Annotated in this window: 14 protein-coding genes; 9 read left to right on the top strand and 5 right to left on the bottom strand. The window is 73.7% G+C overall.

Features of this window, described 5'->3' with window-relative positions:
- Nucleotides 1-95 precede the first annotated feature (95 nt).
- The 9 genes from eccE (at nt 96) to B7R87_RS25135 (ending at nt 12,161) form a co-directional block, all read left to right on the top strand.
- Nucleotides 96-1,457, top strand: coding sequence for a type VII secretion protein EccE (eccE, locus tag B7R87_RS25175; RefSeq protein WP_187144530.1), 1,362 nt, complete (start codon nt 96-98; stop codon nt 1,455-1,457).
- Between the two features lie 56 nt (nt 1,458-1,513).
- Nucleotides 1,514-2,164, top strand: a complete 651-nt coding sequence (locus B7R87_RS25170) for a hypothetical protein (RefSeq protein ID WP_187144609.1) — start codon at nt 1,514-1,516, stop codon at nt 2,162-2,164.
- 275 nt (nt 2,165-2,439) lie between these two features.
- Nucleotides 2,440-2,673, top strand: a complete 234-nt coding sequence (locus tag B7R87_RS25165) for a DUF397 domain-containing protein (RefSeq protein ID WP_006346227.1) — start codon at nt 2,440-2,442, stop codon at nt 2,671-2,673.
- Between the two features lie 375 nt (nt 2,674-3,048).
- Nucleotides 3,049-6,078, top strand: coding sequence for an SCO5717 family growth-regulating ATPase (locus tag B7R87_RS25160; RefSeq protein ID WP_130585169.1), 3,030 nt, complete (start codon nt 3,049-3,051; stop codon nt 6,076-6,078).
- Between the two features lie 204 nt (nt 6,079-6,282).
- A complete protein-coding gene (locus tag B7R87_RS25155) occupies nt 6,283-8,139 on the top strand; it encodes an ABC transporter substrate-binding protein (RefSeq protein ID WP_006346230.1) in 1,857 nt (618 codons plus the stop codon).
- Nucleotides 8,140-8,142: 3 nt separating this feature from the next.
- Entirely contained in the window at nt 8,143-9,222 is a 1,080-nt protein-coding gene (locus B7R87_RS25150) for an ABC transporter permease (RefSeq protein ID WP_006346231.1), read from the top strand.
- Nucleotides 9,219-10,106 (top strand): ABC transporter permease, encoded by an 888-nt coding sequence (locus tag B7R87_RS25145; protein ID WP_006346232.1) that lies wholly within the window; start codon nt 9,219-9,221, stop codon nt 10,104-10,106. The genes B7R87_RS25150 and B7R87_RS25145 overlap by 4 nt, the downstream gene beginning before the upstream one ends.
- Nucleotides 10,103-11,137 carry an ABC transporter ATP-binding protein gene (locus B7R87_RS25140; protein WP_130585170.1) on the top strand — a complete coding sequence of 345 codons (1,035 nt, stop codon included), beginning with the start codon at nt 10,103-10,105 and terminating at the stop codon, nt 11,135-11,137. Before B7R87_RS25145 ends, B7R87_RS25140 begins: the two co-directional genes overlap by 4 nt.
- Before the next feature lie 58 nt (nt 11,138-11,195).
- Complete coding sequence (locus B7R87_RS25135; RefSeq protein ID WP_130585171.1) at nt 11,196-12,161, top strand: ABC transporter ATP-binding protein; 966 nt, start codon at nt 11,196-11,198, stop codon at nt 12,159-12,161.
- A gap of 801 nt (nt 12,162-12,962) precedes the next feature.
- Here the strand turns inward: B7R87_RS25135 and B7R87_RS25130 are convergent.
- The 5 genes from B7R87_RS25130 to infB all read right to left on the bottom strand — a co-directional run bounded on the left by B7R87_RS25130 (nt 12,963) and on the right by infB (nt 19,022).
- Nucleotides 12,963-13,904, bottom strand: coding sequence for a bifunctional riboflavin kinase/FAD synthetase (locus B7R87_RS25130; protein ID WP_006346234.1), 942 nt, complete (start codon nt 13,902-13,904; stop codon nt 12,963-12,965).
- 106 nt (nt 13,905-14,010) lie between these two features.
- Complete coding sequence (gene truB, locus B7R87_RS25125; protein WP_006346235.1) at nt 14,011-14,910, bottom strand: tRNA pseudouridine(55) synthase TruB; 900 nt, start codon at nt 14,908-14,910, stop codon at nt 14,011-14,013.
- Complete coding sequence (rbfA, locus tag B7R87_RS25120) at nt 14,907-15,404, bottom strand: 30S ribosome-binding factor RbfA (RefSeq protein ID WP_006346236.1); 498 nt, start codon at nt 15,402-15,404, stop codon at nt 14,907-14,909. Before rbfA ends, truB begins: the two co-directional genes overlap by 4 nt.
- A 60-nt stretch (nt 15,405-15,464) precedes the next feature.
- Nucleotides 15,465-15,758 carry a DUF503 domain-containing protein gene (locus tag B7R87_RS25115; protein ID WP_006346237.1) on the bottom strand — a complete coding sequence of 98 codons (294 nt, stop codon included), beginning with the start codon at nt 15,756-15,758 and terminating at the stop codon, nt 15,465-15,467.
- A 141-nt stretch (nt 15,759-15,899) separates the two neighbouring features.
- Complete coding sequence (gene infB / locus B7R87_RS25110; RefSeq protein ID WP_130585172.1) at nt 15,900-19,022, bottom strand: translation initiation factor IF-2; 3,123 nt, start codon at nt 19,020-19,022, stop codon at nt 15,900-15,902.
- Nucleotides 19,023-19,030 lie beyond the last annotated feature (8 nt).

The following is a 19,030-nucleotide window of genomic DNA, read 5'->3' as shown; positions in this document are numbered from 1 at the left end:
TCGTGACTTACCGCTCAGGTAGGGTGATCGCCCTGTCAACGTCCACCGGAAATACCGGAAATTGGTAATTACGGACACGAGGGGGCATCGCGGCGATGGCTACGGCGACGCGCGCGCGAAATGGGCGGACGCCCGGACGACGTGCGGGGGGCGCGCGCACCGACCGGGGGCGGACCGGATCCGGTTCACGCCCCGGGGGCGGCCCGGGGCGCGGCGGCCCGCCGGCCCCGCCCGCGACGACGACCCTGCGTCCGCTGTCGCGCACCCGGCGGCTCGGTCCGCTGCAGCTGCGTCAGCTCGTCCTGGTGGAAATCGCGCTGGTGATTGCCGCGCTCGGCGCGCTCGCCGGGGGCCTCTGGATGGTTCCGGCCGTGGCGGTTGCCGCGGTCCTGGTCGTCCTCGCCTTTCTGCGCCGCCGTGGCCAGGCCGTCCAGGACTGGATCACCACGGCGCTGGCGCTGCGCTCGCGCCGCCGGGCGGCCGGTCCCGCCGAGGCCGACACCGATCCCTCGCTGGCCCCGGTCGTCGAGGGCGTACCGGGCCTGCGCCCGTATCCGTATGTCGACAAGAACCGCCGGACGGTCGGCATGCTGGGTGACGGGGGCTTTCTGACCGCGGTGGTACGGGTGGAGGCGAGCGGTGCCGCGCTGCGGCCCGCGTTCGGCGCCAGGGCCCTGCCGCTCGCCCTGCTGGGCGGTGCGCTGGAGGTCGACGACATCGTGGTCGAGTCGGTTCAGCTCGTGCAGCAGGTGCGGTCCGCTCCGGCGCCGCATCTGCCGCAGCAGTCGGTGGCCAGGCTGTCGTACGCCCCGCTCCAGGAGAAGACCGGTGCCCCGGCGCTGCGGATGACCTGGGTGGCGGTGAAGCTGGACCCGGAGCGCTGCCGGGAGGCGGTCGAAGCGCGCGGCGGCGGTGTCGAGGGGGCCCAGCGCTGTCTGGTCCGGGTCGCGGACCATGTGGCGAGCCGGGTGACCGGAGCCGGTTTCTCCGCGGTCGTCCTGGACCAGCAGGAGCTGAACTCCACCCTGGCCACGGCCGCCTGCGCGAGTCCGCGGCTGGCGGCCCGGGCCAGCCGTCCGGACGCGGTGCCGCAGCAGCGGACGGCCGAGACCGCCCGGGTGTGGCGCTGCGACGACCGCTGGCACACGACGTACGCGGTGGGCCGCTGGCCCGAACTGGGCCGCGGCGCGGCGCCGCTGCCCAAGCTGGTGGCCCTGCTGACGGCCGCGCCCGCGTACGCCACGACGTTCAGCCTCACCCTGCGGCGGGGCGGGCACCGGGGAGCGCTGTCGATGGCCGGTCATGTCCGGGTGACGGGTGGTTCGGACACCGAGCTGATCGGGGTACGGCGGACGCTGGAGCAGCACGCCCGCACGGGCCGGGTCTCCCTGGTCCGGCTGGACCGCGAGCAGTTGCCCGGTGCGCTGGCGACGCTGCCGCTCGGGGGTGCGCAGTGAGGGCCGCGGCGCGGTCGCTGCGGCGGCTGACCGGGCCCCGCCACCCGGGCCACACGATGGCGGCCGTGGATCTTGGCGCGCTGTCGCTGCCGGTCGGCGACGACGGTGTGGTCATCGGCGACGACGCCGAGGGCCGTCCGCTGATGGTGGGCTTCCACCGGTCGACCCCGTACGACGTCCTGCTGATCGGGGGTCTGTGGACGGCCCAGGTGCTGGCGCTGCGGGCGGCGGGCACGGGCGCCCGGGTCGCGGTGGAGACCGGCCGCCCCCAGGCGTGGACGACGCTCGCCCAGGCCGCGGGCGCGGGCCTCGACTGCATCACGCTGCACGAGGTGGGCCGGGTGCCGCCGATGGGCGCCACGGTCGGCAGTCCGGTCGTGGTGATCCGGGACTGCGGGATGCGCCCGCCGCGCGGACGCGTGGTGTCGGCGCCCTGGCAGTCGGTTCTGACGCTGCTGCCGTATCTGAGCCCGGTGGCACCGCGGTTGCTGCGGTCGGCGACGCTGGTCGGTGTGCAGCGGGTGTCGCCGCAGGAGGCCGGGCAGATCGGCCGCATCCTGGGCCTCGCGGAGGGGGAGAGCGGTGCGCTGCCGACCCTGGCGGACGGTGTCACGCTCTGGTGCGCGGGCGCCGAGCGGAACTGGGTGATGACGAGCGGTACGGACGCCGAGACGGGTCTGCTGGGCGTCGCCCGGCGCATGGACTGAGCGGCCGCCCCGGCCGCTCCCCCGGCGGCCCGCGGAGTGCGGTGCGCCCGCCGGGCGTTCGCACCGTCTCGTTCGTACGGACTCGTACGGCTCCGCACGGGCGTTCGGCCGGATGCGGTGCGGCACGGAGTCCGTCCGGAGGTGGTGGGGATCTTCCGTGGAACCGGCCCCGGGACCGGGTGCCGTTGAGCCTAAAATCCCTCCAGTGACGCGGACCCGCGGACCTCGCGCGGTCCCGCCCGGCCCGGCCGGGACAGACGAAGGGGAGCGTGGCAATGGGCAGCGCACAGGAGAAGGACGAGCTGTACGCACTCGACATCTCGGGCGTCGAGTGGCAGAGCGCGCCCGGTACGAGTGAGGACGAGGAGCGGGTGGAGATCGCCCATCTCCCGGGCGGCGGGGTCGCGATGCGTTCTTCGCTGGACCCGGACACGGTGCTGCGGTACACGGCTGCCGAGTGGGAGGCGTTCGTTCTGGGCGCCCGGGACGGCGAGTTCGACATCCACTGACGGGACGGCGGCGCGGCGGGCCGGCCCGGGTGTGTTCACCGGGTGTTCGCCCGCCGTTCGCCCGGGTCCCGCCGGGGCCTGCGTGAACCGGTCCGTGCAGGCGGGTTGCACCGTTTCGCCCGGTCTTCGTCCGCGCCGACAGTTCATCCCCGGGGCACCGGGGAACCCTTGCGGCGTACGGGACGGCGGGCGCCGGCCCCGCCGCGGCGCCGGGGCTGCCGGGGTGTCGCCCCTGGCGTTTAGGGTGGTGACCGTGGCGGACCGAACTCACGAGCACCACGCCACGTCGTCACGGTACCGGCCGGGCCGACCGGAAGGCACAGGTCGCCCATCCGCACCGGGACTTGACGGTGCTCGACCACACCAGGAGGCAGAGTGAACAGCGATCGGGACGGGATCCGCGGGGGCTGGGACCTTCCCGCCGACGAGTCCGACGCGGATCCCGCCGAGATGACGGGTGAGTTCACCATCGACTACACCCCGCCCGCCTGGTACACGCAGAACGCGTCGGGTGAGGTGCCGGGCGGTGCGCCCGCCCCGCCCCCGCCGCCGAGCAGCCCGCCGGTGGCGGTGCCGGGGCTGCCCGCCGAGAGCGGGTTCGCGCCGCAGGCCGAGCCGGGGCCGGGGTGGCCGCAGGGGGCCGGGCCCGCTGCTGCCGTACCCACGGGTGGTCTGCCGCCCGCCGCTCCGCACGGCCATGTCCCCACTCCCGGTCCCGGTCCCGAAGTACCCGGCCCGCAGGGTGCCTTCCCGCCGCCCGTGACCCCGGCTGCTCCGGCTGCTCCGGCCGTTCCTGCGGCGGAGCCGTTCGGCGGCGGTGATCTGGAGAGCGGTGCCACGATGCGCTTCTCCCCCGGCGCGCTCCAGCGGGAGATCGCCGAGCGGGACGCGGCCAGGCGTGCGGCCGACGAGGCCGCGGCGTCCGGTGCCGGGCCCGTCCCGGAGGCCGACGGCACTCCTGCCGGATCCGGCGGCGGTACGGAGGAGAGCGCGGGCGGCTCCGCGGACGCGGCGCCCGACGGGCCGGCCGCTCCCGACGCCGATGCCGGTGCCGACGCCGGTGTGCCGGAGGCCGCCGAGGGCGGGGAGCCCGGGGACGCGGCGCCCGTCGAGGAGTCCGCTGCCGAACCCGCCCCGGCCGGTGCCGCAGCGCCGTCCGGTGAGGCCGTGCAGGACATCGTCCCCGTACCCGTATCCGTACCCCTGCCGCAGGACGCCCCGCCGCCCGCGCCCGTCCCCGCCCCGCAGGACGTCCCGCCGCCCGCACCCTGGGCGGCCGGACCCGCGCAGGGGGGTGCACTGCCGCCGCTGCCGCCCGCCTTCCAGCCCGCGGCCGCCCCGGCCTCCGCCCCGCAGTGGCCGGTGTCCCCGCAGACGGCCGACCAGTCGGCACCGCCTCCGGCCGCGGCGCCGGGGCACACCGGCCCGCAGCCCGTTCCCCCCGCCCCGGCCCCGGCCCCGTCACAGCCGCAGCCGCAGCCGCAGCCGGGGTACGCGTACCCCCATCCCGTGCCGCCGGTTCCGCAGCCGGGTACGGGGTACGGCTTCCCGCCGCCGCCTCCCGCCGCCCACCCGGCAGTGCCCCCCGTGCCGCCCGGCACCGGCTACGGCTTCCCGCCCCCGGCTCCGCCCGCCGCCCCCGTACCGGAGCAGCAGGCACAGCCCCTGCCGCTGCCCCAGCAGCCCGGGCCGCTGCCGCCCGCCGCACCTCCCGCGCAACCGCAGGCTCAGCCGCAGCAGCAGCCGGGGTACGCGTACCCCCACCAGGCCCCGGCCGCCCCGCAGGATCCGGGGCTGCCGCCCACCGATCCGCGGGCGGGCGGCGGCTGGCCCACGCCCGTCGCCCACGACCAGCGCGAGCGCTCCGTCCCCGGCGCGCCCCTCGGCTACACCGCCGCCGTGGAGCTCTCCTCCGACCGGCTGCTGCGCAGCAACAAGCAGAAGGCCAGGTCCAGCCGGAACCCCTCCGCGTCCTCCCGTTTCAAGCTGGGCGGCCGCAAGGAGGAGGCCGAGCGGCAGCGGAAGCTGGACCTGATCCGTACACCGGTCCTGTCCTGCTACCGGATCGCGGTCATCAGCCTCAAGGGCGGGGTCGGCAAGACGACCACCACGACCGCGCTCGGCTCCACCCTGGCGACCGAACGGCAGGACAAGATCCTGGCCATCGACGCCAACCCGGACGCCGGGACGCTGGGGCGCCGGGTGCGGCGGGAGACCGGGGCGACCATCCGGGACCTGGTGCAGGCGATCCCGTACCTCCACTCGTACATGGACATCCGCCGTTTCACCTCCCAGGCGCCGTCCGGTCTGGAGATCATCGCCAACGACGTGGACCCGGCGGTCTCGACGACGTTCAACGACGAGGACTACCGGCGGGCCATCGAGGTGCTGGGCCGTCAGTATCCGATCATCCTCACCGACTCCGGCACCGGGCTGCTGTACAGCGCCATGCGCGGTGTGCTCGACCTGGCCGACCAGCTCATCATCATCTCCACACCGTCCGTGGACGGGGCGAGCAGTGCCAGCACCACGCTCGACTGGCTCTCGGCGCACGGCTACGCGGAGCTGGTCCAGCGGTCCGTCACCGTCATCTCCGGTGTCCGCGAGACCGGCAAGATGATCAAAGTGGAGGACATCGTCGCGCATTTCCAGACGCGCTGCCGCGGGGTGGTCGTGGTGCCCTTCGACGAGCATCTGGCCGCGGGCGCCGAGGTCGATCTGGACATGATGCGGCCCAAGACCCGCGAGGCGTACTTCAATCTGTCGGCCCTGATCGCCGAGGACTTCTCCCGGGCCCAGCAGCAGCAGGGGCTGTGGACGGCGAACGGCAATCCGCCGCCGACGATGGCGCCGCCGATGCCGGGACACCAGCAGCCCGGGGCGCCGGGACAGCCCTATCCGGAGCAGCAGAACCCGGGGCAGCCGTACCCGGGGCAGCCCCAGCCGGGCCTGCCCTACCCCGGTCAGCCGTACGCCGGGCAGCCGCAGCCCGGTCAGCCCTATCCCGGCGGTCCTCAGCCCGGCGGGCCGCAGGCGGGGCAGGCGTATCCGGGCGGGCCGACGCCGGGACAGCCCGCGGCACCGCCGGTCCCCGGACAGCCGTATCCGGGGCAGCCGGGCGGCTCGCCCTATCCGCAGGCACCGGGCGGGCAGTTCCCTCCGTACGGAGGACAGCAGCCGGCCCCGGGGCCCTATCCGCCCCAGCCGGGGCCCACCGCTCCCCCGGCCCAGCAGGGCTGGCCCCAGCAGCCCCCCGGGCAGCAGGCGCCCCTGCCGCCGCAGGTTCCGCTGCCCCCGCAGCAGCCGGCGGGCGATCCGTCGGAGCAGTCCGAGCCCGGCGGTGCCGTACCGCCCGCCGGATGGCCCGCCCAGCCCCCGCAGTCACCGCCGGCCCCTCAGCAGTAGGGCGGCACAGGACTGGACCAATGAGGGCCCGCGGTGCTTCTGCACCGCGGGCCCTCATGGCGTCGCCGCAGCCCAGCGGGGGTACAGGGGGGTACGACAGCAGCGTTACGGGGTATGAACCAGCGCCGGGTTCCATCCGCCCGTCCACCGGCGCCCCCTGAACGCCCATCCGCTCCCCGCGAGCGCCGACGCGAGGTCACCGCCATGGTCACCACGGTCCCGTCGCACTCCACGGCCCCACCGCCCCGGTGCCGCCGCCGCTTACGCCCCTACGCGCTCGGCGCCGCGGTCGGTCTCCTCGCCGTACCCCCGCTGCCCGCCGCGGCCGCCCATCCGGACGGCGACGGCGGGACGAAGAAGGTCCTGACGATCGCCGTATCGCAGAGCGTGGACTCCCTCAACCCCTTCCTCGCCCAGCGGCTCGTCTCGACCAGCGTCCACCGGCTGGCCTACGAGTACCTGACGAACTACGACGTGACGGACGGGCGGCCGATCCCCGGTCTGGCCACCTCCTGGACCTCGTCGCCGTCCAAACTGACCTGGACCTACACCATCCGCAAGGGCACCCGCTGGTCCGACGGCCGACCGGTGACCGCCGACGACGCGGCCTGGACCTTCAACAAGATCATGACGGACGAGGGTGCGGCGACGGCGAGCGGCAGCTTCACCGCCGGATTCCGCCGGGTGACCGCTCCCGACCCGGAGACCCTGGTCGTCGAGCTGGAGAAGCCCCAGGCCACGATGCTCGCCCTCGACATCCCGATCGTCCCCCGGCATATCTGGGAGAAGGTCGGCTCCGTCAAGGACTACACCAACGACCGGCGGTTCCCCGTCGTCGGCAGCGGCCCGTTCGTCATCACCGACTTCAAAGTGGACCGCTATCTCCGGCTGCGGGCCAACCGGGACTTCTGGCGGGGCGCCCCGCACTTCGACGAGCTGCTGCTGAAGTACTACAAGGACGGCGACGCGGCCGTCGCCGCGCTGCGCAAGGGCGAGGTCTCCTTCGTCCAGGGCCTGACCCCCGCCCAGGCCGCCGCCCTGAAGAACAAGAAAGACATCCGGGTCAACGACGCCCCCGGCCGCCGCTTCCTCGCCCTGGCCACCAACCCCGGCGCCCGCTCCCGCGACGGAACGGCCTTCGGCAGCGGCCATCCCGCGCTGCTGGACCCGGCCGTGCGCCGGGCCCTCTTCCACGCCGTCGACCGCGGCACGCTGGTGACGAAGGTGTTCCGCGGCCACGCCGTGGAGGGCGAGGGCTACATCCCGCCCCGCTACGCCCCGTACCACTGGAAACCGGCCGCCGGACAGCGGATCGGCTACGACCCCGCCCGGGCCGCCGCCCTTCTCGACCGGGCCGGATACCGCAGGAAGACCGGCGGCGAACGGCTCGGCAAGGACGGCCGGCCGCTCTCCTTCCGCATCCTGTGCCATGCCACCGACCCCAACGACCGGGCGATCGGCAAATACCTCCAGGAGTGGTGGGGCGCACTGGGCATCGGACTGCGCGTCGACTGCCTCGACAATGTGTCCGACCCCTGGCTCAAGGGCGACTACGACCTCGCCTTCGACGGCTGGTCGATCAGCCCCGACCCCGATTTCGCGCTCGCCATCCACACCTGCGCCGCGCTGCCCGCCACCCCCTCGGCGACCGGTTCGACGGACAACTTCATCTGCGACCGGCGCTACGACGAGCTGTACCGCGCCCAGTCGGCCGAATACGAGCCCGCGGCCCGGGCCGAACTGGTGAAACGGCTCCAGTCCCGGCTGTACGACACGGGCTGGATGAATGTCGTCGCCTATCCGAACGCGGTCGAGGCGTACCGTACCGACCACATCAAGTCGATCACGACCATGCCCGAGGCCGGAGGCAATATCTGGGGCCAGGACGGCTACTGGAGCTGGTGGTCGGCACGGCCGGCCGCCGGGGCCGGTGACGGCGGCCCGGACGACGGCGCCGCCCGGGGGCTGCTGCTCGGCCTCGGTGCGGCCCTGGTGCCCGCGGTGGTGCTGGGCGTACTGGTCGTGATGCGGCGCCGCGCGACCGTGGAAGACCGTGAGTAGCCCATGACCTCGCCTTCGACCTCCCCCTCGGCGACGACGCCCGCGGCCGCCCTGGAGACGGGCGCCCGGACCCATGAGGCACGCGGGGCACGGCTACGGATCCGCGCCCGGGCGTATCTGCCTTATCTGGCGGGGAAGCTGGGCGCGGCGGCCGTCTCCCTGCTCGCCGTGCTGGTGACCGGCTTCTTCCTGTTCCGGATCGTGCCCGGCGACCCGGTGAAGGCCATGACGCACGGCGCACCGACCTCGGCGGAACAGCTGGCGGCCCTGCGGCGGCAGTTCGGTCTCGACGAACCGCTGTGGCGGCAGTTCACCGAGTACTGCACGGGCGCGCTGACCGGCGATCTGGGGACCTCGTACCAGTTCCGGGCGCCCGTCGGGGAGCTGATCGCGGCGAAGCTGCCCGCGACGCTGCTGCTCACCGGGGTCGCCGTGGTGCTGTACTCCGCGCTCGGGCTCTGGCTGGGCACCCGTTCGGCCTGGCGGCACGGCGGCCTCGGGGACCGGCTCAACACCGGGGTGGCGCTGACGCTGTGGTCGGTGCCGTCGTTCTGGCTGGGGCTGCTGCTGATCACCGTCTTCTCGGTGGGCGCGGGTCCGGTCCCCGGCCTGTTCCCGAGCGGTGGCATGGAATCCGGCGGGACCAGTGGTTTCGCGTACGTCCTCGACGTCGCCCACCATATGGTCCTGCCGGTGCTGACCCTCGTCGCCGTCGGATACGCCCAGACCCTGCTGGTCATGCGGTCGTCGCTGCTGGACGAGATGGGCGGGGACTATCTGACGACGGCCCGGGCGAAGGGGCTGCGGGACGCGGCCGTCCGGCGGCGGCACGCCGTACCGAACGCGCTGCTGCCGACGGTCACCATGGTCTTCATCAATCTGGGCCATGTGGCGGCCGGGTCGATCCTGGTCGAGACGGTGTTCTCGTGGCCCGGGCTCGGCGGGCTGTTCTACCAGGCGCTGAGCGTGCCGGACCTGCCGCTGGTGCAGGGCCTGTTCGTGGTGTTCGCGGGGGCGATGATCCTGATGAACCTGCTGGCCGATCTGCTCCATCCGTTTCTGGACCCCCGGGTGGCCCGATGAGCCCCTCCCTGGCACGAGCCCGCCGCCGGGCGTCCGCCGCCCGCTTCTGGCGGGCGTACCGCGCCCACCGGGCCGGGCTCGCCGGTCTCGCCGCGCTGGCCCTCATCGCCCTGACGGCGCTGGCCGCGCCTCTCCTCACGGGCGACGACGTGCAGAGCGTCACCAGGGCGCCGGGCGGCCCGCTGGAGGCGCCGAGCGCCGAGTTCCCCCTCGGTACGGACCAGTTCGGGCGGTCCCTGCTGGGGCTGCTGGTGTGGGGGGCGCGGATCTCGCTGACGGTCGGTCTGCTGGCGGCGGCCCTCTCGGTGGCGATCGGCACCCTCGTCGGGGTCGTCGCCGGGCATTACGGCGGCCGCCTCTCGGGCGTTCTGATGCGGATCACCGACTGGTTCCTCGTGATGCCGACACTGGTGCTGGCGATCGTGCTGGCGACGGTGATGTCGCGCAGCGCGTGGACGGTCGTGATCGCGATCGGGGTGACGAGCTGGCCGACGACGGCCCGGCTGGTACGGGCGCAGACCATCGCGGTCGAATCCCGGCCCTACATCGAACGGGCCCGGGCGCTCGGCGGCGGCCACCGGCATGTGATGGGCCGCCATGTGCTGCCCAATGTGATGCCGCTGGTCCTCGCGCAGACCACGCTCGGCATCTCCACGGCCATCCTCACCGAGGCCACGCTCGCCTTCCTCGGCCTCGGCGATCCGACGGTGGTGTCCTGGGGCGGCATGCTCCAGGACGCCCGGGAAGCGGGCGCCGTCTCCGCCGGGCACTGGTGGTACCTGGCCCCGCCCGGGCTGGCGATCGCGGCCGTCGCCCTCGCGTTCACCCTGTGCGGCCGTGCGGTCGAAGCCGTACTCAACCCGAAGCTGGGGGCGGGCTCATGACGGACGGTCCCCTGCTCCGGGTGCGGGATCTGCACGTGACGTACGGCTCCGGGGACACGGCAGTCCCGGCCGTCCGGGGCGTCGACCTCGACCTGGCGGCGGGCCAGAAGCTCGGTATCGCCGGGGAGTCCGGCTGCGGGAAGTCGACCCTGGCCCTGGCACTGCTGAGACTGCTGCCCCCGGCGGCGACGGTCGAGGGACGGGTCCTCTTCGACGGGGAGGACGTCCTCACGATGCGCTGGGGGCGGCTCCGGGCCGTCCGCTGGGCCGGGGCGTCCCTGGTCTTCCAGGGCGCGATGCACTCCCTCAACGCGGTCCACCGCATCGGTGACCAGATCGCCGAACCCCTGCTGCTGCACCGGCGGATGACGCAGGCCGAGGCCCGGGAGCGGGTCGCGACCCTGCTGCGGCAGGTGGGGCTGCCCACCGACCGGGCCCGGTCCTATCCGCACGAGCTCTCCGGCGGACAGCGGCAGCGCGTGATGATCGCCATGGCGCTCGCCTGCGATCCACAGCTGATCATCGCCGACGAACCGACGACCGCGCTGGACGTCATGATCCAGGCGCAGATCCTGCGGCTGATCGGACAGCTCGTCGCCGAGCAGCGCATCGGGCTGATGATGATCAGTCACGATCTTGCGGTGCTCGGCGACACGTGCGACCGGCTCGCGGTGATGTACGCGGGCCGGATCGTCGAGGACGGCCCGGCGCGGGCGGTCCACACCGCGGCCCGCCACCCCTACGGGCGGGCGCTGGCCGCGGCGTTCCCGCGGGTCGGGGACCCCGCGTCCCGGCTGGCGCCACGCGGACTGCCCGGGGACCCGCCCGATCCGGCCGCACTGCCCGGCGGCTGCACGTTCCGGCCGCGATGCGCGGCGGCAGTGAAGGCGTGCGCCGACGGGGAGCCGGTGCTCGCCGGTGGTGGCGGGCACCGGGTGGCGTGTGTCGTTACGGCTCCCGGGGAACGGGGCGCGACGGATCGCGGCGCGGCGGATCGCGGCGCGGCCCTGGAGAAAGGAGCCCCCTTGTGACCCACGCACTCCTGAGCGCGGTACGCATCCGCACGGCCCTCCAGAAAGGCCGCCTCCCGTGACCCACGCACTCCTGAGCGCCGAGGATCTGCACATCGCCTTTCCCGGGCGGCGCGGAGGGCCCGTCGCACGCGCCGTCGACGGGGTCGATCTGACGGTCGGCGCGGGCGAGATCGTCGCCCTCGTCGGGGAGTCCGGCTGCGGCAAGACGACACTGGCGCGGGCGCTGCTCGGGCTCGTACGACCGACATCGGGCACGGTCTCCTTCGACGGCCGGCCGCTCGACTACACGCCCCGGGCCCTCAAGGCCTACCGGCGCCGCGCCCAACTGGTCCTCCAGGACCCGACGGGCTCCCTCAACCCCCGGCACACGGTGTACGACGCGGTCGCCGAGGGCCTGCGGGTGCACCGGGCACCCGGGGACGAGCGGGCGGCCGTGGCCCGGGCCCTGTCCCTCGCCGGGCTCCGCCCGCCGGAACGCTTCTTCCTGCGCTACCCGCACGAACTGTCCGGCGGACAGCGGCAGCGGGTCGTCATCGCGGGCGCGCTCGTCCTCGAACCGGCGCTGATCGTCGCGGACGAACCGGTGGCCTCCCTCGACGCCTCGGTACGCGGCGAGATCCTCGCCCTGCTCCTGAGGCTCCGCACCGAACCGGGGCTCTCCGCGCTGATCGTCACGCACGATCTGGGGCTGGCCTGGAACATCGCGGACCGGGTGGCCGTGATGTACCTGGGGCGGGTGGTGGAGTCGGGCCCGGTGGAGACGGTCCTCACCGAACCGCGCCACCCCTATACGCGGGCCCTGCTGTCGGTCCTCCCGGAGTCGCCGCTGCCACCGGCGGTCCTCACCGGCGAACCCCCGGACCCGGCGCGCATCCCCCCGGGCTGCCGCTTCCACGCCCGCTGCCCGGCGCTGGCCGCGGGAGCCGCGGGGGCGGCGGAGGAGGCGGGGGTGGCGGCCCGCTGCGTGACGGAGCAGCCGGCTCCGGTGCGGGGCGACGGGGTGGCATGCCACCTTGTGTGAAGGGTGGGGCCCCGGCCCCGGGGGTGCCGTTGCCCGCGGGGTGCGGGCGCATTGGGCCCCCGGGCCCCCGGGGGTGCCGTTGCCCGCAAGGTGCGGGCGCTCCTGCGCCTCAAGCGCCGGCGGGGCTGAAAGATTGGGTGACCGTTGCTCCGTGGTGTAGGTCGCCGGTCTTGTCCGGGTGCGGGTGGGTCGGTGGCCTCCGGGCTCACCTCCTCGCAGACTGCGATGCACCGCCCCGAAACGCGTCCGGTCTTTTCGCAGCCTGCTGCGGGGGCGACCCTGCACCCCCCTCCCACGTGATCCCCGCATGATCAGTCGCCCAAGGTTCTCGGTGTCGTTGCGCGTCACCGGGGAGGGGGAACTCTCCTGATCACCGCCCGGGGAGATTTCCCCTTCTCGGGGCACAGGCACCCCTGAAAGCCCCTCCACCCCGTGGTGGGTGACCGAGGAAACTCCTCGTCCCGGGGGTCAAGTCGGAGTGATCTCCGGAGGGGGGTGCAGGGTCGCCCCCGCAGCCGGTGGCGACAAGCAGGGCTCCCCGTGGAGCGGTGCATCGCCGCCGGCGAGGAGGTGAGCCCGGAGGCCCACGACCCGGCCGCACCCCACAAGACCCCGCGCCTACACCACGGAGTAACGCGACCCGACCGCGAAAGACCCCGCACACCGCAGGGGCGGGGACACCATGAAGGGGCGCGAGGAACTGCGCGACCAGCCAGCCACGGCCCGCGGCCGGACACGCAACCGAAACCACCAACGGCGCGCCCCGCACCCCGAGGCCCCCCGCGGCGGGAGGCGCCCCGGCTACATGCCCAGAATCTCCCGGCACTGCTGGACGTCGCGGCCCATCGCCACCAGCAGCTCGTCCACCGACGCGAACTTCTCCTGGCCGCGCACGTACGCGAAGAAGTCGATCGCGACGTGCAGCCCGTACAGGTCGAGGTCGACGCGGTCGATCGCGTACCCCTCGACCGTCCGCTCGACGCCGTCGAACTGCGGGTTCGTGCCGACGGAGATCGCCGCCGGCATCCGCTCGCCGTTCGCCGTGAGCCAGCCCGCGTACACGCCGTCCGCGGGGATCGCGGTGTGCGGCAGGGTCTCCAGGTTGGCCGTGGGGAAGCCCAGTTCGCGGCCGCGCTGTGCGCCGCGGACGACGATGCCCTCCACGCGGTGGGGGCGGCCGAGGATTTCGCGGGCGCCTTCGACGTCGCCCGCGGCGACGAGCCGGCGGGTGAGGGTGGAGGAGAAGGGTTCGCCGCCGCCCGCCTCGCCGCTGACGTAGAGGTCGACGACCTCGACGTCGTAGTCGTAGGTGGCGCCCAGTTCGGCAAGGTAGTCCACGGTGCCCGCGGCCCGGTGGCCGAAGCGGAAGTTGGGGCCTTCCACGACGGTCCTGGCGTGGAGCTTGTCGACGAGGACCTTGACGATGAAGTCGGCGGGCGAGAGCTTCGAGAACTCGGCGGTGAAGGGGAGGATGAGGACGGCGTCCACCCCCAGTTCGGCCATCAGTTCGGCCCGCCGGTGGTGGGGCGCGAGGAGCGGCGGGTGGCTGCCGGGGCGGACGACCTCGCTGGGGTGCGGGTCGAAGGTGACCACGACGGAGGGGACGGACAGCTCTCGGGCCCGCTCCACCGCCCGCCCGATGATCAACTGGTGGCCGCGGTGGACACCGTCGTAGGAACCGATGGTGACGACGCTGCGCCCCCAGTCCTGGGGGATGTCCTCCAAGCCACGCCAGCGCTGCACTGTGACCGCTCCTCGCCGAACCATCAGTTGTTCAAGACCAGTATTCGCAGGTCTAAGACTGCCATGCCCACGCCCCCCGGCCGCCACCGGCCGCCCCCTCGGGGCCTCAGACGAAGACCGCGAGGCTCTTCGCCTTGCCTTTCTGCTCCTCGACGAGTGCCACGAACCGTTCGTCGGGGCCGAAGGCGGCCACGGGTGAGCGGTCGTAGGCGGGCATGTCGAGCCGTACCCCGTTAACGAGCAGCCCGGCCCGCCGGGCGTCGAGGTCCCAGCGGGGGAAAGCCGCGGCGGCGGCTTCGGCGACGGGCATCACGGTCAGCTCTTCCTGGAGCTGGTCGAGGGTCTTGGCCGCGTCCAGTCCGTAGGGGCCGACGCGGGTGCGCCGCAGGGCGGTCAGATGGCCGCCGACGCCGAGACCGGCGCCCAGATCGCGGGCGAGGGCCCGGATGTAGGTGCCGGAGGAGCAGACGACGGAGACCACGAGGTCGAGGACGGGGGTGCCGTCATCGGCGGTTTCCGGCCGGACGTCGTAGACCCGGAAGGAGGAGACGGTGACCGGTCGGGCGGGGATTTCGAAGTCCTCGCCGCCGCGGACGCGGGCGTACGAACGCTTGCCGTCGATCTTGATGGCGCTGACCTTCGACGGCACCTGCATGATCGCGCCGCTGAGGGCGGCGACTCCGGTGCCGATCGCCTCGCGGGTGACACCCGAGGCGTCGGCGGAGGCGGTGATCTCGCCTTCGGCGTCGTCCGTGACGGTGCTCTGGCCGAGCCGGATCGTGCCCAGGTACTCCTTCTCGGTGAGCGCGAGATGGCCGAGGAGCTTGGTGGCCCGCTCGATGCCGAGGACGAGGACGCCGGTCGCCATGGGGTCGAGGGTGCCTGCGTGGCCGACCCGGCGGGTGCGGGCGATACCGCGCATTTTGGCTACGACGTCATGGGAGGTGAAGCCCGACGGCTTGTCGACGATGACCAGGCCGTCGGGTGCGGGGGTGCGCTGGGTCATGCGGACGCGGAGCCCCCGCTGCGGTCACCGTCGGTGGCGCCGTCGTCGCCTTCGGCGGCGTCGTCGGCGTCGTCTTCGGGCTTGCGGTACGGATCGGCGTCACCGGCGTACGCGGCTCCCGAGGAGACCTCGCGGACCCGGGCGTCCGAGGCGCGGGCCTGGTCGAGGAGGTCCTCGATGGTCTTGGCGTTCTCCGGGAGGGCGTCCGCGACGAAGGTCAGCGTCGGGGTGAACTTGGTGCCCGCCGCGGCGCCGACCGCGCTGCGCAGGACGCCCTTGGCGCTCTGGAGCCCGGCTGCGGCGCTGGCCCGGTCCTCGTCGTCGCCGTAGACCGTGTAGAAGACCGTGGCCTCCCGCAGATCGCCGGTGACCCGGGTGTCGGTGATGGTCACGTGCGAGCCGAGCCGCGGGTCCTTGATACCGCGCTGTAGCTTCTCGGCGACGACTTCCCTGATCAGGTCCGCCAGTTTCTTCGCCCGCGCGTTGTCGGCCACTGGTCCTTCTCCTTCTTACCTGCTGTGCCCCGCCACGATGTCCGTGGTGGGCGTTCCACTTCAGTCTTCGTCGCTGTGGAGCCTGCGTCGAACCGAGAGCAGTTCCACTTCCGGCCGGGCGGCGACGAAGCGTTCGCACCGGTCGAGTACGTCGGCCAGATGTCCGGTGTCGCCGGAGACCACCGCGAGGCCGATCGCGGCCCTTCGGTAGAGGTCCTGGTCGCCGGTCTCCGCCGCGCTCACCGCGAACTTGCGGTGGAGCTCGGCGACGATCGGACGGACCACGGAGCGCTTCTCCTTCAGCGACCGTACGTCGCCGAGGAGCAGATCGAAGGACAGCGTTCCCACATACATGGAGTTATCCGGATGTCCCGCCGGTTCGGGTTCAAGGGCTCCTGCCGGTGTTCGGCAGGGACACCGGAACCGTACACGCAGCGGCCGGGGCCGATCGACGGAAATTTCTCCCGCCGACCGGCCCCGGCCGACTGCAGCGCATCAGCCGCGCGGCTTCTCGCGCATCTCGTACGTCGCGATGACGTCGTCGATCTTGATGTCGTTGAAGTTTCCGAGGTTGATACCGCCCTCGAAGCCTTCGCGGATCTCGGTGACGTCGTCCTTGAAGCGGCGCAGACCCTCGATGTTGAGGCTCTCCGCGATGACCTTGCCGTCGCGGATGAGACGGGCCTTGGTGTTCCGCTTGACCTCGCCGGAGCGGATGAGGACACCCGCGATGTTGCCCAGCTTGGACGAGCGGAAGACCTCGCGGATCTCCGCCGTACCGAGCTCGACCTCTTCGAACTCCGGCTTCAGCATGCCCTTGAGGGCCGCCTCGATCTCCTCGATGGCCTGGTAGATCACCGAGTAGTACCGGACGTCGACGCCCTCGCGCTCCGCCATCTGCGAGGCACGGCCGGCCGCGCGGACGTTGAAGCCGATGACGATGGCGTCGGAGCCCATGGCCAGGTCGATGTCCGACTCGGTGACCGCACCGACACCGCGGTGCAGGACCCGGATGTCGACCTCTTCGCCGACGTCGAGCTGGAGCAGGGAGGATTCGAGGGCCTCCACCGATCCGGACGCGTCGCCCTTGATGATGAGGTTGAGCTGCTGGATCTCGCCCGCCTTGAGGACCTTGTCGAGGTCCTCAAGGGAGACGCGGCGCACCCGCTTGGCGAACGCGGCGTTGCGCTCGCGAGCGGCGCGCTTCTCCGCGATCTGACGGGCGGTGCGGTCCTCGTCGACGACGAGGAAGTTGTCGCCGGCGCCCGGGACGTTGGTGAGGCCGAGGACGAGGACCGGGGTCGAGGGACCGGCCTCCTCCACGTTCTCGCCCTTGTCGTCGAGCATGGCCCGCACCCGGCCGTAGGCGTCGCCCACGACCATGGTGTCGCCGATGCGGAGCGTTCCGCGCTGGACCAGGACCGTCGAGACGGCGCCACGGCCGCGGTCGAGGTGGGACTCGATCGCGATGCCCTGGGCGTCCTGGTTCGGGTTGGCGCGCAGGTCGAGGGAGGCGTCGGCGGTGAGGACGACGGCCTCCAGCAGCTCCTCGATGTGGAGGCCCTGCTTGGCGGAGATGTCGACGAACATGGTGTCGCCGCCGTACTCCTCGGCCACCAGACCGAACTCGGTGAGCTGGCCGCGCACCTTCGTCGGGTCCGCGCCCTCGACGTCGATCTTGTTCACCGCGACCACGATCGGCACGTCGGCCGCCTTGGCGTGGTTGAGCGCTTCGATCGTCTGGGGCATCACACCGTCGTTGGCCGCCACCACGAGGATCGCGATGTCGGTCGACTTGGCACCACGGGCACGCATGGCGGTGAACGCCTCGTGACCCGGGGTGTCGATGAAGGTGATCCGGCGGTCCTCGCCGTTGACCTCGGTCGCGACCTGGTAGGCACCGATGTGCTGGGTGATGCCACCGGCCTCGCCCGCGACCACGTTGGTCTTGCGGATCGCGTCGAGCAGTCGGGTCTTTCCGTGGTCGACGTGGCCCATGACCGTGACGACCGGCGGACGGGAGACCAGTTCCTCTTCGGTGCCCTCGTCCTCGCCGAACTCGATGTCGAAGGACTCCAGGAGCTCGCGGTCCTCCTCCTCCGGGCTGACGATCTGAACCGTGTAGTTCATCTCGCCGCCGAGGAGCTGGAGGGTCTCGTCGGAGACGGACTGCGTGGCAGTGACCATCTCGCCGAGGTTCATCATGACCGCGACCAGGGACGCCGGGTTGGCGTTGATCTTCTCCGCGAAGTCGGTGAGGGATGCACCGCGCGACAGGCGAATGGTCTCGCCGCCGCCGCGGGGCAGCATCACGCCGCCGACCGACGGGGCCTGCATGGCCTCGTACTCCTGGCGCCGCTGCCGCTTCGACTTGCGGCCACGACGGGCCGGTCCGCCGGGACGGCCGAAGGCGCCCTGCGTGCCACCACGGCCGCCGGGACCGCCGGGACGGCCACCGAAGCCGGGACGACCGCCGAAGCCGCCGCCACCGCCACCGGGGCCACCGCCACCGGGACGACCGGCGAAGCCGCCGCCGCCACCGGGACGACCGCCGCCGCCACCGCCGCCGGGACGGCCGGCGAAGCCGCCGCCGCCGCCACCGCCGGGACGGGCACCGGGACCGCCGGGACGACCGCCGCCGCCACCACCGGGACGGGCACCGGGGCCGCCGCCGGGACGGGGGCCCGCGGCCGGACGCTGAGGCATCATGCCCGGGTTCGGGCGGTTGCCCGCGGGACCGCCGCCGGGGCGGGGGGCCTGCGGACGCGGCATCGCGCCGGGCGTGGGACGGGGAGCACCCTGGCCCTGCGGGCGCGGGGCGCCGCCGGGGCCGCCCTGCGGACGCGGGGCACCGGAGCCCGGAGCACCACCGGGACGGCCGCCGCCGGGACGGGGCGCCTGCGGGCGCGCCATGCCGGTGGAGCCGCCGGAGGTGAAGGGGTTGTTGCCTGGACGGGGACCGGCCGGACGGTTACCGCCGGGACGCGGGCCACCCTGGCCGGCCGCGGGGCGCGCGGGGCGCTCGCCACCGGGGCGCGGGGCACCCTGGCCGCCGCCGGACTGGCCGGGGCGGGCGCCGGGACGCGGGCCGGGGGCACCGGGCCGGGGACCGGAGTTCCCGGCAGGTGCGGACGGCGCGGCAGGCGCCGACGGGGCGGCCGGCTGCGCGGGCGCCGGGGCGGAGAACTCCGCCGCGGGCACGGGCGTGACCGGACCGGGCCGGGACGCGGGCTTCGGGCCCGGACGCGGGCCGGCCGGCGCTGCCGGGGAAGACGTGCTGCCGGGGGCCTCGGCGGCGGTCGGCCGGGGGGCCGGGGCGCCGGGCTTGGGGGCAGCGGGACGGGGCGCGGCCGAACCGGGCGCGCCGGGGGTGGGGCCGCCCGGTCGGGGGGCGGCGGGGGTGGGCGCGGCCTTACGGGGCGCACCCGGCTTGGCAGCGGTCTTGCCGGCACCGGAGCCGGACCCCTGCAACGCATCAGTCAACTTGCGCACAACCGGCGCCTCGATCGTCGAGGACGCCGAACGGACGAATTCACCGAGTTCCTGGAGCTTGGCCATGACGACCTTGCTCTCCACACCGAACTCCTTGGCGAGCTCGTATACCCGGACCTTAGCCACTTCGCTCC

The organism is Streptomyces tsukubensis (assembly GCF_003932715.1).
Lineage (GTDB): Bacteria > Actinomycetota > Actinomycetes > Streptomycetales > Streptomycetaceae > Streptomyces > Streptomyces tsukubensis.
The sequence above is the reverse complement of the archived record's forward strand: the minus strand, read 5'-3'. Positions and strand labels throughout refer to the sequence as shown.